This is a genomic window from Leptospira stimsonii, from assembly GCF_003545885.1.
In the GTDB taxonomy this organism is placed as follows: Bacteria; Spirochaetota; Leptospiria; order Leptospirales; family Leptospiraceae; genus Leptospira; species Leptospira stimsonii.
In genome coordinates, this window is record NZ_QHCT01000001.1 from 762299 (window position 1) to 778237 (window position 15939).

At 42.4% G+C, this 15939-nt stretch carries 17 protein-coding genes and 1 pseudogene; 6 read left to right on the plus strand and 12 right to left on the minus strand.

Annotated elements, in window-relative coordinates; translation table 11 throughout:
* The first annotated feature begins 1 nt into the window (after position 1).
* Positions 2 to 391, plus strand: a complete 390-nt coding sequence (locus tag DLM75_RS03750; RefSeq protein WP_118967967.1) for a response regulator — start codon at positions 2 to 4, stop codon at positions 389 to 391.
* Here the strand turns inward: DLM75_RS03750 and DLM75_RS03755 are convergent.
* From DLM75_RS03755 to DLM75_RS03800, 10 genes are all read right to left on the minus strand, one after another.
* Complete coding sequence (locus tag DLM75_RS03755) at positions 373 to 1371, minus strand: NAD-dependent epimerase/dehydratase family protein (protein ID WP_241547814.1); 999 nt, start codon at positions 1369 to 1371, stop codon at positions 373 to 375. The two genes, DLM75_RS03750 and DLM75_RS03755, sit on opposite strands and share 19 nt — an antisense overlap.
* Positions 1368 to 2834, minus strand: a complete 1467-nt coding sequence (locus DLM75_RS03760) for an NADP-dependent isocitrate dehydrogenase (protein ID WP_118967169.1) — start codon at positions 2832 to 2834, stop codon at positions 1368 to 1370. Before DLM75_RS03760 ends, DLM75_RS03755 begins: the two co-directional genes overlap by 4 nt.
* A gap of 188 nt (positions 2835 to 3022) precedes the next feature.
* Positions 3023 to 3205: a hypothetical protein gene (locus tag DLM75_RS03765; RefSeq protein WP_118967170.1), complete on the minus strand. Its 183-nt coding sequence runs from the start codon at positions 3203 to 3205 to the stop codon at positions 3023 to 3025.
* 193 nt (positions 3206 to 3398) lie between these two features.
* On the minus strand, positions 3399 to 3812 hold the full coding sequence (locus DLM75_RS03770) for a nucleoside-diphosphate kinase (protein WP_100784672.1): 414 nt from the start codon (positions 3810 to 3812) through the stop codon (positions 3399 to 3401).
* Between the two features lie 9 nt (positions 3813 to 3821).
* The gene (coaD, locus tag DLM75_RS03775) at positions 3822 to 4304 is read right to left on the minus strand and encodes a pantetheine-phosphate adenylyltransferase (protein ID WP_118967171.1); all 483 of its coding nucleotides are present in this window, start codon (positions 4302 to 4304) and stop codon (positions 3822 to 3824) included.
* Positions 4301 to 5512, minus strand: a complete 1212-nt coding sequence (locus DLM75_RS03780) for an argininosuccinate synthase (RefSeq protein WP_118967172.1) — start codon at positions 5510 to 5512, stop codon at positions 4301 to 4303. The genes coaD and DLM75_RS03780 overlap by 4 nt, the downstream gene beginning before the upstream one ends.
* 168 nt (positions 5513 to 5680) lie before the next feature.
* Positions 5681 to 6325 carry a hypothetical protein gene (locus tag DLM75_RS03785; protein WP_118967968.1) on the minus strand — a complete coding sequence of 215 codons (645 nt, stop codon included), beginning with the start codon at positions 6323 to 6325 and terminating at the stop codon, positions 5681 to 5683.
* Positions 6326 to 6771: 446 nt separating this feature from the next.
* Positions 6772 to 7395, minus strand: a complete 624-nt coding sequence (locus DLM75_RS03790) for a hypothetical protein (protein ID WP_241547815.1) — start codon at positions 7393 to 7395, stop codon at positions 6772 to 6774.
* Between the two features lie 23 nt (positions 7396 to 7418).
* Positions 7419 to 8618 carry a DUF2779 domain-containing protein gene (locus tag DLM75_RS03795; RefSeq protein WP_241547849.1) on the minus strand — a complete coding sequence of 400 codons (1200 nt, stop codon included), beginning with the start codon at positions 8616 to 8618 and terminating at the stop codon, positions 7419 to 7421.
* Positions 8619 to 8983: 365 nt separating this feature from the next.
* Complete coding sequence (locus DLM75_RS03800) at positions 8984 to 10141, minus strand: ACP S-malonyltransferase (protein ID WP_118967174.1); 1158 nt, start codon at positions 10139 to 10141, stop codon at positions 8984 to 8986.
* Positions 10142 to 10405: 264 nt separating this feature from the next.
* On the opposite strand from DLM75_RS03800, the gene DLM75_RS24205 reads away from it, so the two are divergent.
* Together DLM75_RS24205 and DLM75_RS03805 are read left to right on the plus strand one after the other, a co-directional pair.
* Positions 10406 to 10546: a hypothetical protein gene (locus DLM75_RS24205; RefSeq protein ID WP_158586436.1), complete on the plus strand. Its 141-nt coding sequence runs from the start codon at positions 10406 to 10408 to the stop codon at positions 10544 to 10546.
* 565 nt (positions 10547 to 11111) lie between these two features.
* On the plus strand, positions 11112 to 11615 hold the full coding sequence (locus DLM75_RS03805; RefSeq protein ID WP_118967175.1) for a hypothetical protein: 504 nt from the start codon (positions 11112 to 11114) through the stop codon (positions 11613 to 11615).
* Positions 11616 to 11729: 114 nt separating this feature from the next.
* Here DLM75_RS03805 and DLM75_RS03810 read toward each other — a convergent pair whose 3' ends face one another.
* A complete protein-coding gene (locus tag DLM75_RS03810) occupies positions 11730 to 12137 on the minus strand; it encodes a DoxX family membrane protein (RefSeq protein ID WP_118967970.1) in 408 nt (135 codons plus the stop codon).
* A gap of 160 nt (positions 12138 to 12297) precedes the next feature.
* Positions 12298 to 12570, minus strand: coding sequence for a hypothetical protein (locus tag DLM75_RS03815; protein ID WP_147456600.1), 273 nt, complete (start codon positions 12568 to 12570; stop codon positions 12298 to 12300).
* Between the two features lie 107 nt (positions 12571 to 12677).
* Here DLM75_RS03815 and DLM75_RS03820 point away from each other — a divergent pair, with 107 nt between their 5' ends.
* The 3 genes and pseudogenes from DLM75_RS03820 to DLM75_RS03830 form a co-directional block, all read left to right on the plus strand.
* Positions 12678 to 13607: an ABC transporter ATP-binding protein gene (locus DLM75_RS03820; protein WP_118967177.1), complete on the plus strand. Its 930-nt coding sequence runs from the start codon at positions 12678 to 12680 to the stop codon at positions 13605 to 13607.
* A 7-nt stretch (positions 13608 to 13614) separates the two neighbouring features.
* Positions 13615 to 14343 carry an ABC transporter permease gene (locus tag DLM75_RS03825; protein ID WP_118967178.1) on the plus strand — a complete coding sequence of 243 codons (729 nt, stop codon included), beginning with the start codon at positions 13615 to 13617 and terminating at the stop codon, positions 14341 to 14343.
* Positions 14340 to 15896: pseudogene (locus tag DLM75_RS03830) on the plus strand (hypothetical protein); the annotation flags it as partial. The gene DLM75_RS03825 and the pseudogene DLM75_RS03830, both read left to right, overlap by 4 nt.
* Between the last annotated feature and the right edge of the window lie 43 nt (positions 15897 to 15939).

The following is a 15939-nucleotide window of genomic DNA, read 5'->3' on the forward strand; positions in this document are numbered from 1 at the left end:
TATGAATTTCTGGTTAATCGATGATGACACCATTTATATCATGATTGCGAAACGATTCTTGGCAAAAGACGCTAGAACGAAAAAGTTATTAGACTTTCAGGATGGAGAGCTTGCCATCCAACAGCTTCAAAACTTAAGAACGAATTCGGAAGAACTTCCCGATGCGATACTTTTAGATATCAATATGCCGTTTATGGATGGATGGCAATTCTTAGACGAGTTTAAAAAAATCCAAGGTCACCTCGCAAAAAAGATTACGATTTTTATGGTAAGCTCCTCGGTGGACGAAAGGGATATCGTTAAAGCGAATTCCTTTCCGGAAGTGAAAGGTTATCTCTCAAAACCTCTCACCCAGGATCATATTCGAAAACTCTATGATGATTTGGTGTAGGACCCGATCCAAGCTCGTGTTCTTTGTAACGCGTCTTCCGTTTTCACTTTCGGTCGATACCCTAGAATCGATTTCGCTTTTTCGATCGAAACTGCATTTTCTCTCAGAATAAAATTAACCCCTTCGGTTGTTGCAGGCGGTTCTTTTCCAACGGACTTGTATAGAATTCCCATTATAAAAATCAAAACCTTTAGAAACCAAGCCGGAGCCGACAATGGTTTAGAAAGTCCGGCGGAATCCGCCAGTTGAAAAAAATATTCTTTCCAAGTCATCGTAGTTCCGTCCGTGATATTAAACGCTTCTCCCCAAGCTTCTTTTTCTAAGGCGAGTAACGTGCCTTCTACGAGATTATCAACATAGGTTAGATTGATTCTTCCTTTGCCGCCGTTCGGAAGTGAAAATAATTTTTTCTTCATCAGTTGAATCGGTCGAACGACCCAGGGCCCTGACCCGGGTCCATAAACGTCGCCCGGACGGATAAATAAAATTCCGAAAGACGGAGGATCGTTGAGAGGGAGGAGTGCTGATTCTCCCTCGATCTTTGTCATACAATAAGGATTTCCTTCGCCTCGAAATGGTCCTTCTTCGGAAATGTTTGCAGGATAGGAAAAGCCGTAAACCATCACGGAAGAATAATGGATCATACCCTTTGCACCGGAAGCTCGTGCGATCTTCGCTAATTCTACCGAGGAATAAACATTCACTTTTCTGAATTCTTCTAAGGAACCTCCCTCTCTCACGATGGCCGCGGTGTGAATTACGTAATCCGATCCGGATACGGCCTCTTGCATTGCGAGGGGATCGCTCGTGCTCCCGTGAACGATCGTAAAACCTTCTTCACGAAGTGTCTTTACCTTTGTCGGATCGAGCTCGATTCCTCGAACAAGAATTCCTCGTTCCTTAGCGATCTCGGCTAAACGTTTTCCGATGAATCCGCCGATCCCGGTGATACAAACGGTTTTTCCTCTTAAATCGATCATTCTCCCTGACCTAAGGAGAACGCCCGTTTTCCGTTGAAGTAATATAGGTTTTCCGTTTTGATTGCATCAAAGCCGGCTTCGTCCAATTTCAAAAGTAATTCCCCGATCTGTTTGTGAGAGATCGGGTAGTAGGTCGGATTTTCTGGATGTAAAAGAGCTTCTTTGCTGACAAATCTACATCTCCAATGATCGATTAGAAACGTTTCCGGTTGTCCGTCCGGATATACTTTTACGCCACGATTTGTGATGATTTTTAATTTCAGATCGCCGGAAATCGATTCGAGTTTTTTTCCGAGTTCGTTCGGATCGTTTCCGGTCCAATCGAGGAAAACGTCCGTTCCGACCAGTTCTTTCTTTTGTAGAACTCTCTTATATTCAGGAATCGTAATTTTCTTTGCTTTTCCGAAAGATACCGGCTTGAACTTTTCGGGAAGGTGACCTAGATTCCCGATCACGGCTTCCGCAAACTCTTTCGTTCCGACCTTGATTCTACTTACACCCGGTTTAAAAATATCGCCGGTATGAATTCCTTCCTCGATTGTCAGTAACCAAGCGTTGTTGATTTTCGCCGCAATATCCGGTTGCCCTATGTGAACCAACATCATCACTGCGGCGTTGATGAGTCCGGAAGGATTGGCAAGATTCTTACCCGCGATATCCGGTGCCGATCCGTGAATGGCTTCGAACATGGAAACGATTTCCCCGATGTTGGAAGAGCCGGCCATTCCTACCGAGCCGGCAATTTGAGCGACGATATCGGAAATGATATCTCCGTATAGATTCAAAGTGACTACTACGTCGAAGTTCTGAGGTCGATCCGCGAGGTTCGCGGCTCCGATATCGATGATCTGAGAATTGGATTCGAGTTCCGGATATTCCTTCGCGACTTCCTTAAAAATATCATGGAACAATCCGTCCGTCTGCTTCATGATATTATCTTTTACCATTGCAGTCACTTTTTTGCGACCATAGGCTCTTGCGTATTCAAACGCGTACCGAATGATTTTTTCAGAACCGGGACGAGAAATCAATTTGAGACATTGGACCGTATCGTTGGTTTGTTGGTGTTCGATTCCTGTATAAAGGTCTTCTTCGTTTTCGCGGATGATTACGATATCTAAGATCGGATGTTTGGTTTCGACATAAGGATATAAAGAAAAGCAAGGTCTTACGTTCGCGAAAAGTCCTAACGTAGTTCGGACGGTAACATTTAGACTTTTATAACCTCCACCTTGCGGCGTGGTAATCGGAGCTTTCAAAAAAACTTTTGTTTGTCGCAGGATGTCCCAAGCTTCCGGTTTGATTCCCGAGGAATGTCCCTCTTTATAGACCTTTTCTCCGATTTGAATTTCGATCGGATCGATCTTGGCTCCGGCGGCGTTGAGAATTTTGAGAGTCGCCTCCATAATTTCAGGACCGATTCCATCACCGTGGGCGATTGCGATTTTTGTTTTTTCGGACATTCTCGTCTCCTAATACTTCAAATAGAAAGAGAATCGAGAGAAAGGTCAATTCCTTCCTATTCAGCTTTGATGAAAGAGAAGAAAATTTGAGTCGAGATGGGGCATCCCTTCCGGGATGAGATTTCTAAGATGGAATGGAGAAAATTTTGTAATGGAGAAAGATTCGGATTTTAACTCAAGAATCGAAATTATTCGATTTCAAAATCCGACTCCGAGTCCACAAGAAATTCTTCTCGGGAATAGATCAGCTCCATCACGTCGTCCATCCAATCCGGTGTTCCGTGGTTGGGATCTCCGAACGGATCGTTCGCTCTGTATCGTTTCATGATTTCGCTGTGCTTCTGAATCTGATCTCTTGTGCTTGCGTTCATACTAGAATTGTCGGTTTAAAAAACCGTTTCCTGACAGATTTTGGAAAGAATTAATAATTTCTTTCCAAAAGTACAACCGAAAAATTATTTATATTTGCTTTGCTTTTAACCGAAAAAGCGTCGGAGACGAAGTGAAGATTGAAAGAAGAATGGAAAAGTCGGAGCCTAACAGACGTGAGGCTCCGAAAAATTCTTAGAACAGCTCGTTTCCTTTGAAGAAAAAGGAGATTTCCAGAGCCGCGTTGTCATCCGAATCGGAACCGTGAACCGCGTTTGCTTCCTTGCTTTCCGCAAAGAGCGCACGGATCGTTCCAGCCGCCGCTTCCTTCGGATCGGTGGCCCCGATTACTTCTCTCCAGTGAAGAACCGCGTTGTCTCTTTCGAGAGCGGCCGCGACAATCGGACCGGAGGACATGTAAGAGCAAAGGTCGTTGTAAAACGGACGAGCTGAGTGAACTTTATAGAATTGTTTTGCGTCCTCGAGGGACAACTTGAGGTATTTTAAACCAAGAATTTTGAATCCTTCTTTTTCAATTCTTGCGAGAATATCTCCAACGTGTTTGTTTTTAACACCGTCGGGTTTGATCATGATAAACGTTCTGGACATTTTTTTTCCTTATTGAGAGAGTTTTTTAAGTAATGCTTTGCTTACGATTTCCGGGACTTGATTGCTTACGTCTCGACCGTGTCTCGCGACTTCCTTTACGATCGTAGAGGATATGAACGAATACTCGTTTGAAGACATGAGAAAAACGGTTTCCACTTCCGGCGCGAGTTTTTTGTTCATGAGAGAAATTGCATATTCGTAGTCGAAATCAGTAACGGCTCTCAGGCCTCGAATGATGCTGGTCGCTCCGACTTTGGCGCAATAGTCTACAGTAAGACCTTGGAACGTATCAATTTCCAAGCCCTCCATTCCTCTCGTGACTTCGCTGATAAATCCGAGCCTTTCTTCAATCGAAAACAACGTTGTCTTATTGGAATTCACCGCGATCGCAATAATTACCTTGTCGAACAAGGCAAGAGACCGATGGAGAATGTCCAAATGACCGTTTGTCAACGGATCGAAGGAACCCGGATAAATCGCGATACGATTCATTTTTTACGAAGCCTTGCCGTTTCTTGCGCTGGGAGTCCGTAGATATTGATAAATCCTTCCGCGTCTTTTTGATTATACAATTCTTCTTTTTCGAAGGTCGCCATTTCCGGATTGTAAAGAGAAACGGAAGATTTCCTTCCCACAACGGAACAAGATCCTTTGTACATTTTAACTTTTACGGTACCGGTCACGTATCTTTGGGTTTCCGAGACAAATGCGCGAACAGCTTTCATTCTCGAAGAGAACCAATGTCCGTTGTAAATGAGTTCCGCTAATTCGATCGATAGCTTGTCTTTATGATGTTGTGTGTCTCTGTCGATCGTGATGGATTCCAAATCTCTATGAGCGATGAATAATACGGTTCCACCAGGAGTTTCGTAAACGCCTCTCGACTTGATTCCGACGAGTCTGTTTTCTACGATATCAACTCGACCGATGCCGTGTTTGCCGGCGATCGTATTGAGGGTTTCCATAACTTCCAGAGGATTCATTTTTTTGCCGTTGACCGCAACGCAATTTCCTTCTTGAAAGTCGAGTTCTACGTATTCCGGTGCGTCCGGCGCTTTTTCCGGTGAAGTTGTCAGAAGGAACATTTTCTCATCCGGTTCTCTATAAGGATCTTCTAATATACCACCTTCGTAGGAAATGTGCATTAGGTTTCTGTCCATAGAGTAGGGTTTTTCAGCGGTTACGGGAACCGGAATACCTTTCGACTTCGCGTATTGGATGAGGTCGGCTCTTCCGCCGAATTCCCAGATTCTCCAGGGAGCGATGATTGTTTTTTCGGGCGCCAAGGACTTTACGCCGAGTTCGAAACGAACCTGGTCGTTTCCTTTTCCGGTCGCTCCATGAGCGAAGGCGTCCGCGCCTTCTTTTTCGGCAACTTCTACCATTGCTTTTGCGATCAGAGGTCTTGCCAAAGAAGTTCCTAAAAGATAACGCATCTCGTAGAGCGCGTTTCCTTGAATGGCCGGAAAAATAAAATCTCTCGCGAATTCAAGACGGAGGTCTTGGATATAAACCTTGGAAGCTCCGGTCTTAATTCCCTTTTCTTCCAATCCCGAAAGTTCTTCTTTTTGACCTACGTCCGCGGTAAAAGCGATTACTTCACAACCATAGGTTTCTTTCAGCCAGGTGAGAATTACGGACGTATCCAACCCGCCTGAGTAAGCTAGGACGATTTTCTTAACAGGTTTGCTTTGCGCCATTCTGAGAACACTGAAATCCGGTCCAGGTCTGTGGACAACCGGATTTTCCTTCTTCTGAAACCCGATTTCAGGAACTCTGAAAGTTTATGGATCTAAAAAGTGAAAATCCGGATTTGAAAACGTGTCACCTGAATGCCGGAAAGAACCGGCATCGAAGGAATCGGAAAGTCAATAACAACCTCTACCCAGGGACGTAATCTCCACAGTCCAATCGGAACTTGCGCTTTGCTTCTGAATCGTAAAATCCGAATCGTTGCAAGTGTTCGCGGAACCGTCCGCGGCTTTCCGTTTCATATCTCCTTGGTATCGATACCAGAATCGTTCGCCGGAACTACCGAATTCTCCATCATCAATTTTGAGATCGGAAAAAGTATATTCTCCCGAATATTTTTCGTTGAGCGCTTTGAGAATCATTTCTTTCACTTTCGGTTTCGCCGGAGCCGCCTGATCTCCGCCGGCCATTTTTTCCACGGCGCCGATTCCGACTTCGGAAAAACTCCACTGGTTGTTTTTAGTAAGAATGTAGTTTGCACCCGCTTCGAATTTTGTTTTGGCGCTTCCTTTTTTAGAAACGACGATAAAAGGAATTTTGTATTTCGTTTCGACGACCTTTCCTTTTACGTCGGTCTTTTCCAAGATCACCGGTTCTCCACCGCTTTCGATGGACTCGATCGTTTCCCCTTTGTATTTTTTAGCCCAATGAGAACGCAGATCGACTTTCGCTTTTTCCTCGCTGGGTGGGGGCGGCGCTTCCGCATAAACGCCGATGGCGAATACAACAAATGTCAAACAACACGCTACATATCTCTTCATAGTTTCTCCTAATGATCGATAATCGGAAACGTTTTCCGCAATGAGAAAGAATATACGAATTATTTTAGAATTCAATCCGAGAATCGAAAGAAATAAATTATTAATTTCGGATTTGCGCCAAAAATTTGAAATGTAGGAACTCCAATAAGAATTCAAAAAAATATATTTGTGAAAAAAATTGGAAACATCCGAAGGAAGCGATTCGTACCATCTCCTGCCTTTTTACCGAGAGCTACTGGAATCTTCACTGTGGTTTTAACGTACGGAAAGAATCGAAATGGAGGCCGGATAAAAAGTTACTGAGATAATTTTTTAGAGTAAGATTCCAATGATGCAAAATAGAATTCGAGTTTGAAACCGGTCTTTTAAGTCAAAGGGATTAGAGAAAGAATGGGAAAGAACGCATCGAAGAGATTATCCTTAGGACAAAAAAATCCTATATCAACTCATAGGAAAAAAAGGAATCTTTCTTCTGATCTCAGATTCAGGATTTGTTTCGGTTTAAAATCTACCCAGGAATTTTGATAATAACTCAGGAAGAATTTATATTCTCCAGAACGCGGAAGAAGAATCAAATGGTTCGGCCTTAAAAAATCCTCTCTTTCTTTCATTGTGGAAAGGATTTCTTTACGATTCCGATTGAGGACGAGCACCGAAGATTTTTCAAAAAGAGTTTCGTCGATTGCGTCGTATCCCTCCGGGTCTAGGAGTTTTTTGGAAAGCGAACGTTTCGGAATTTTCGAATTCGGGATCCAACACGCCGAAACGGCGCGTTCCAAAATTTCTCCCGGAAGTAGATCGCTCCGATTTCTTTCATAATAATTTCGAGTAGGAGGTTGTGCCGGCGGACCGTAATAAGAACGCAATTCCTGCGTTTTTGCGTCGTCCATTTCCACTCTGAAGTGCGGGCCTCCCCATCCGATCGTTTGCGGAAACGTTGCGATCTTCGGATAAATTTCTATCGGTTCCTCTCCTCGATTTTCAAAACGAATTCTAAATTCCAAATCGACGATTTCGGAAAGGGAAAAATGATTTCGGGAAAGTTCGACGGAAAGAATCAGGGAGTTCATAAGATTTATTGAATGGGAAGAGTTTAGACGATTTCCACCCATTCTTTAATTTTACGAAGAATAAGAACCATAGCGTACGTATCCAACTTGCAGTATTGAATCAGATTCTTCTCGATTTCTTTTTTTTCGGAATCCGAAAGAGCTTCGGTTTTGACCCGTAAGAATTCGGAGTTCGCGACCTGACCGGACTTTATTCCAAGATCCTTATACGATTGACCGGTGATTACGGGAAGAATCGTTTTTAAAGAAGTGCTTCCTTTTTGGTCCGGATGATAGTAATCGTATTCCCAGAAAGGTTTTGCTAAATCGACAAAGTCGTCTTGAATCGACTTGAGCCAAGGTTTATATTCTGGAAATGCCGTTGCGGATTCTTCCAAACATCTTCTTTCAAACTTATCATTGAAACAAAGAATCGTTCCTCCGGGAGAAATCCATTCTTCTAACTTTTCTAAAATGCCTTTTCTCGGATCCGTGGCCCCGTCGTCGATATAGAAGAGACTTTCCGGTTCTTGGGAAATATCTTCGCGGATGATATGCAATGAAAATAAGAATGGAACGTGTTGAAACGGGTGCGAATTCTGATAAACCGGAATCGGAGGATTGATCGATTCGAAATCCAAAAAGTAAATCGGATATCGGATTTTGCTGAGAAATTCGGCAAATACCTTTTGATTGGTAAAAGGGATTCCCGTTTGCATCGTTTGAATCTGCGTTTTTTGACGATGTGTAAGATTTTCCGTTTCTTGGATATCTTTTAGGTTTAAGATTCCTTTTTCGTAAAACCTACCGGATTCTTCTTTTCCTTCTCGAAGTGTAAAGATATCGCCGGGAACTTTCGGAGTCAGACAAATTTCCGGATAAGCGCAGTTCCTGGGATGGGAGCACATACGACTCATATAACGAGCCGGACGATTTTTTCTCGAAAGAAGTTCATACAAAGAATAGGCCAGTTCTTTTGTTTCTTTTTCCTTTAACAGGGTTTCCGCGGTGACGTCTTTCCGGACGAAGAATTCTTCCGGTTGAATCGTTCCTTGATAAAAGAATTTGGAATTCACGAACATGAGATTACATTTTGAAATCGGGTAACCCGATTCTTGTGCTACGAATTTTTGAAATGCAATTTCTTGAATATGTTGTTTTTTGAATGAACTGGACGCTTTTAGAACTACGATTTCGAAGGAGCCTGGGTTTTCCTGATCGGGAAGAAGGTATTCCGTTTTCATGGAGAATTTATCCGTCTCCAAACACGCGGATCGAACTCCTTTTCCTGAGTTTAAAATTCTTCTGGTTTCAGTTTCCGAATAACGAACATTCTTACAATTCGGATAAAGAATATGGGAAAGGTCCCTGAGGGCGGATTTTTGTTTGGGAGAAATGTATTGGTGTTCGTAAGGATCAAAATCAGGACGAGGTTCGTAAGTGTTTAACCAGAGGTGGTATTCACAGTGAAGACCGGTTGTAAAATGAGCTTTGGTGAGTTTTGGAATTTCTCCTTCCGGTCTTTTTAGAGACAGAAGGATGGAAACCCATTCCGGAAGAAACTTCCGAAACGGGTAAATCAATTTTAAAATCGAGTATCCCCGGCTGTTCAGGCCAGAAGAACCTTAATATCCTTAGGACTGGAAACCGCGTAGATTTTATTCTCGGATGTTCCCATGTTTGCCTGAGTCAGTTTTTGACTCACGACACTCGGTCCAAAGTCGATACCGGTTACGTTAGGCGTGTTTACGAACGCTTTCACGGCCTTATCCCAGTAGAGCGTCTTAATCAACATTTCTCTAAAAAGAGGAAGGCCGATTCCGTCGTCGGATTGCATGTTTCTTCCGTCAAAGATCGAGAAGACTGGAGTTTTCAGATCGGAACCTTTGAAGTTGAAGCCGATTCTTTCCATATCTAAAGGAACGGTTTTGTTCGTATCTTCCATATGAGGAGAATGGAAAGGCGCTGTCGTCTTCAGGTAAACGAATTTCACTTTTTTCTCATCCATTTCCGCTTTGAATTTTTTACGAAGTTCCAAAAGGGATTCAGGGCTACCGGAAACGATATTTGAATCTGGGGTATTAAAAAGACTCACATAAATGGCCTTGCTTCCGCTAAGACCCAGAGCTTCGTTTGTTTGTTTGACTCTGTCTTCTAGTTCTTTTTGTAGATAACCGATTACCGCAACCATCGGTGAAGGTTGTTTGTCTCCGACTTCTTCGTTTGCTTTGATAAGAGCATCGGAAGGATTGTAAGGTCCGACGAGTTCCTGCGCTCTATACCCGATATACAAAACGAACTTTAAGAATTTTGCATATGCAGAATAGAAATCCGCTCCTTCTTTTCCGAGCGCGATCAGGGCGGAAGAGATAACTCCCTGGCTATGGCCTGTAACTCCGATCGAATTGGAGATCAATTCGGAAACGGGAAAGCCTTTATTTGTGAAAGAGACGTAATTTGCGATCTGAGTCAGAAAGATACCGACGATCGAAACGGGAGCACTGCAGAGATAGTTTTCATCGGGAGCAGAATCCGGGTTTTTTACCCAGCTTTCGAAATCGTAACCGCCGTAGATGATCTTCTTATCTAGGCTTGGAACTTCTTCCGCGATGGTTTTAAAAGAAATGTCGAAGAATTCTTTGAGAGACGGCTCGGATTCATAAAGTTTGGAGAGTTCTTTCAAGAACGGAGATCCTTGTCCTCCAAATTGCAGAAAGAGTTTGCCTCCTCCTGTCTTTACTTGAGTCAGAAAGTTTGCGATTGCCATGAACTTTTGTTTTCCTTAGGTGTTTAAGGATGGATCCCGTTTCAGGGGTGGTTCCGCAATTCTTTTTTGCCGATGAGAGAATCGAAGAGCATGAATTGACATAACTCTTTTCATTTTTAACGAGAAATCAGACTAATTTAGAAGAATTCAGCTTTTTTTAAAGATTCGAATTCGCCTTGAATAGCCGAGATTGAGTGATTCTTGCTGGAAAAATAAAATTCGAAGAATTCAAAGGAACGTTCGTTTAGCGGTTCGGCAATAAGATTGTGGATCGAGTTATTCGGATCTGCGACCGCGCTTTGTGCGTTTTTGATCGGAGCGATGTTCGGGGTAAATCACACCGGTTCGCTTTCCTTAAGAATCGGATCGTTTCTCTTTGTCGCAATTTCCATTTGGCTTGGATAACTTTACCTTTTTATTTCCGGGAGGTTGATCCACTTTCCGGAGCTCCTTTTTTTTGCACGTTCCGTTTGCCATTTTCACGGGAACTTTATTTTTTCTTTTTATTCAATCCATTTTTAAGGAAGAATGTTTTGAATTTCGTGAAGGTGCGGTTTGGTGTTCGTTGGCAAGACTCTTTTTGAAAAGACAGTTTGTCGGAACATATGAACTTGCGGTTTTGTCTTGAAACTGGGGAAGAAATTGTAGGATGTATTACAGAATTTGCATTCTTTCGTAAGAATTTCTACGCCGCAAGCCGAAACAAATTTTGATCATTCCTAAAATGCATTCGATCGATAAAGACCTAATAGAATTCGTTTCCTAAAAAAGAACCATTCTGTTCTTATAATGCACGTTTTGTACTATAAAAACAGTCGAATATTCTTTTTCTACCTGCGTTCATTCTCTATCAAAGGAATTTTATTGTAAGCGATTTTGTCTTTTCTATTTCGAAATGGAAAGTGAAACGAAACCGCAATTTACGTTCTCGACTTTCTTAAATTTAAATTCGCATTATGGAGCGCTAATATTGAGATCAACCAATATTCTTTTTTTTATCGGGATTATACTTACCGGGTTTATCGCCGGAATTGGATTTGTAAATGCGATCGGATTTTTGCCCGCCGCAGAGGATACTTCACTCGCCGGTTTTGTGGAGTATTGGAAAAATTTAGATCGCTACATGATGGTGCGAATGCCAATTCTCGGCTGGTCCATCATTGTGACTTCGATTGCAATTTTGGTTCTTTTGTTCCGAGAGAAACCCTTTCCTAAGGTCGAATTCTCACTTGTTGCGCTGTCTCTTTTGATGTTGATTTCCGATATTTTTTTAGTTCTCACCAAAAATCAGCCCATCAACGAGCTTTTGAGAGGCTTAGACCTTAATCAGAAGGCACCTGAATCTTTTTTGATCTTGAAAGAACAGGCGCTACAAACTTTCTATCTGCGTTCGATTGATATGATTCTTTGCAATGTATTTATGGTCCTTGCTTACTTCGTTTATACGAATCGAATGCAACGTTCAAAAAATTGAATGTTTCGAAAATCGGAGCTTCCAAGCGGAAGCTCTTTTCATTGAGAATGCGGATTGACTCTATTCGATAAAAACCGCCTTGCGAAATCGCAAATCATTTCTTCTTTAAATGAATCATCTTTGCGAATCGAAATCGAATCCTCGAAAAAGATGAGTGTAAAATTCCTTTCTACGATACGCTAAGTAAAAGCCGGAGCTCAATAAAAAAGCACTCATCACAAACGGCGGAAAACCGATTCCGGATTGAAGAATTAAAAGATAAGAAACGATGTTGACGACGATCGGAGCTAAGATCAAAAGACCGAGCGCCGTCCATCTCCCGGAGAAGATTAAAAATCCTCCCAAAATTTCCATAAGGCCGAGAATCTGCCAGAGATAACCAGTTTCCATTAAGGAACCGATAAACCGGGCCGCTTGCGGAAGCATCGGAGGCGAAGGTATAAATGGAATGAATTTGTTAATTCCAAACGCAAGGAACACTCCTCCGAGCGTGTACCGAAAGAAGAAGTCTAAGATTTTCATAGGAACCTCCATTACTTGTCTAAACAAGTAAATAGCAGAGTTATCTCGGTTCCGAAATTTTACAATCCTTTTTATTTGCTTGAACAACTAAATCCGAAAAAAAATTTTCCCGATTTGCGCGAGAAGATGTTCCGAATCCCATTTGGTCAGTTTTACCGCCCTAAATGTAAGAAAGCCCGTGATTCATGTTTAGAAAAAAGAAGAATGTTTTAGGATCGTTCCGCACGAATCGTTCCTTCGGATCGAGTGAGTCGAAACATTCTCCCTTACGATGGAAAATTCTTTCCGTTCTGGGAACGGGTTTGATTTTTGAATTGGTCAAAGATAGTTCTTCGTCGATCCTTTGAGCCGGGAGAATCGATCTTGCTTTGTAAAAGAGAAAAGGGTTGACCCTATCCACAAAGTTTTTTCTATTCTTTCCATGGGAACTCATAGGATTTGATTTCCTGTGGTCTTCCGAAATCGCATTCATACGATGAATTTTTCAATCGGGAATTTTTATTGTATTAGAACCTGTCCCAGTGAGCAGTTTAAACAAAGATGATCAAAGTCAAAAACCTATCTAAATTCTATGGCAAAAAACTCGCCATAGACCGTCTGAATTTTGAATTAGGAGAAGGGGAGATCGTCGGACTTCTCGGCTTGAACGGAGCGGGCAAGACGACGACGATCCGGATTCTTACCGGTTATCTCATTGCTTCCGATGGAATCTGTGAGATCGACGGAACAAACACGTTTGAAAATCCTTTGGAAGTAAAAAAGAAGATCGGATATCTTCCGGAAACTCCACCTCTCTATCCGGAATTGTCCGTCGAAGAATATCTCAAGTTCGCGGCTAGGATCAAACAAGTTCCCATCGAGTCGATCGATAATGAGATTGCGAGGGTTTGTGAAAGAACCAACTTAAAGGACGTTCGAAGAAATAATATCGAAACTCTTTCCCTCGGATTTCGAAAAAGGGTCGGGATCGCACAGGCGCTCTTGGGAAATCCTCGAATCATCATTTTGGACGAGCCCGTTTCCGGTCTCGATCCGAAACAAATCGTCGAGATCCGAAATCTCATTCATTCTCTGAGAGAAGGGCATACGATTCTTCTTTCGAGTCATATTCTTCCGGAAGTTTATAAAACCTGCACACGTTTTCTTTTTCTTCATAAGGGAAGAATGGTTTATCAGAGAGATCGCAAACAGCTCGAAGAGGAAATGGAAAAACTTTCCGGTTTGGAAGTCACTCTTTCCGGAACCGATCCAGAGTCCGGTAAGAAATATCTTTCTTCGCTTCCCGGTGTCATCGCGGACAAAACGCAAGCGATCGGAGAGGATTCGAGAGGTAATACGTTTCTTGTTTCCACCTCGACGGAAAAGGAATTTAAAGATAAACTTTTCGCTTCCGCGTCTTCTTCTCCGCGTCTCGAATACATCCGAAAACAGGAAGTTACGTTAGAACAGATTTTTATGAATCAGGTTTAAGGAAACTATGTTCCAAAATATCAAATGGATTTTTTTTAAAGAAGTGAAAGTGTTCTTCGGAACGTTTATGGCTCCGTTGGTTTTCGGCGGAACCGCTTTCTTGAATTCTCTTTTCGTGCTCATTTTGAATTTTAACGCGGGCACAAATTACGTCGACACGACCGTGATCACGTTTCTTTCTTTTATGTCCACGATCATCATCGCGATGTTGATTCTTTCGATGGGAAGTATCACGGAAGAAAGAAACCGAGGCACTCTCGAATTTCTTTTTACGGCTCCGATCACGGATCTCGAAATTGTTGCCGGTAAATTTACCTTCGGCGCTTTGATTTGTCTTTTGATCGCGGTTTTCGTAAACGGATTGTTTCCAATTTTCTTATATTCTTTTTGGAAAGCTCCGCTCTACATCGTGGTGTCCGGAACGATCGGAGTTTTTCTTTTGGGAATTTTTTCTTTTGCGGTCGGGCTTTTCGGAAGTAGTCTCGGTAAGAATCAGATGACTTCTCTTTTGATTTCCATCGTGATCATTTTGACGCTTTGGGTTTCGGGTTATTTTTCGTATCTATTCGATTCGGTGACTCGAAAAGTTTTATATCACCTTCATATTTTTTCCCATTTTATCGGGTTTTGTAAAGGAGTCCTCCCTTTGAACGGAATCGTTTTCTTTGTCAGTGGAACGTTATTCTTTCTTTATCTCACCGTGAAAGTTTTGGAATCTAGGAGATGGAGAGGATGAAAGAATCTATTTTAATCAGAATCCTTCCTTGGGTTTCTTTAGCTTCTCTTTTCTTATACTTTCCGGTAAGAGATAGCATTCAAACTCCCGGAACTCGTTGGCTCTGGTTGGGCTTTGTGCTGGCCGTTCTCGTTCTCGAACCCGTTTTTAGATTTATTCGTAAAAAGAACATAAAGGAAGAATGGAATTCCTATCTTTCAGCGGGTCTGGGTTTGCTTGCGTTCGGAATCTACCACCTCCGAGTTTTTCTGGAAGACGTCGCTTTGAAATCGAGCGGTTCTCATTCCGGGAACGATCGTCTTCGGGAAATTCTTCTCGTGTTGCTTGTTCTTTGTGCGATCGGTTTCTTGATTCTTACTTTATTAAAAGAATTGGGAAAAGATTCCGCTGGCGCACAAAGCGTTCTCAAAACCTCGAAACAGGCCTTGGTTCGTTATTTTATTCTAAATCTTGCGATCGTCTTTGTGGTATTGGTGATCATCAATTACGTTTCCGTAATGCGAAATCATAACTTCGACTTGAGTTCCAAAGGACAATATTCGTTCAGCCCGACGGCGGTCAAAATTTTGAAAAACGTAAATCGAGAAGTCGAAGTTGTTGCTTTTTATCCGAGACCTCTGGAGAATTCGTCTGCGAGCGATAAGGCGAATTCCTTTTCACTCCGTAGAATCCGTCCGGATCTGGAAATCTATCTTGATCAGTTGCAATCTCTGAGTCCTCAGTTTAAGGTTCGTTTTATCAACGCGGACGTGGAGTTGGACGATTTAGGAGAATTCGGTCAGGTTTCCAACGGTCTGATTCTTGTAAGAACCAAAAAACCTTTGTCCGAAGACGGAAAACAATACGCGGAACAAAGGCTTTCCATCAAAGAGAAAAACGATCTCGAGGATTTGGAAAGAAAGTTGGTGCAAGCAGTCGTAAACATCACGACGGAAGAAAAGAATATATATTTTACTCAATCGAACGGAGAAAGATTTTCTCCGATCTTTCAAAATCTTCCGAACGAGAAGGTCGGAATTCTAACAAATTCCTTAAGCTTTCTCAATTTCAAAGTCAAAGGTCTTGGAATCGCGGAAGGTTGGCCGGGAAGAATTCCGGAAGACGCGGATGTTCTCGTGATCGCCGGGCCGACCGTTACTTATTCGAAAGAAGCACGGGAAGCCGTAATTGACTTTATCGAAAAACGAAAGGGAAAGATATTCATTACGATCGAACCGAAAGGAACGGAAAATTTCGATTGGCTTCTAGAAAAATCAGGTTATGAATTCGTAAAAGGTCCACTTTCTCAGATTCCGAGTCAGCCTGGAATCATCGTGGCAAAATCTTTTCGTAAACATCCGATCGAAGAAACTCTGACTCGTAAGGATATGGGAGCGATGTTTCCTTTCGGTGGATTTTTTCTTCCGAAGGCCGCGTTAACTCCCGGAAGTCAATCCTTAGAATCGTTTCCCCTCATGGAATCCGGCGGAGAATCGATCCTAGATAAGAATAACAACGGTAAGATGGATTCCGGAGAAGATAAGAGAAACGTAATACTCGGATTGATTCTAAAGAGCGCCGCCAAAAAAGAAGGAACACCGAACGCGACAAAAACGG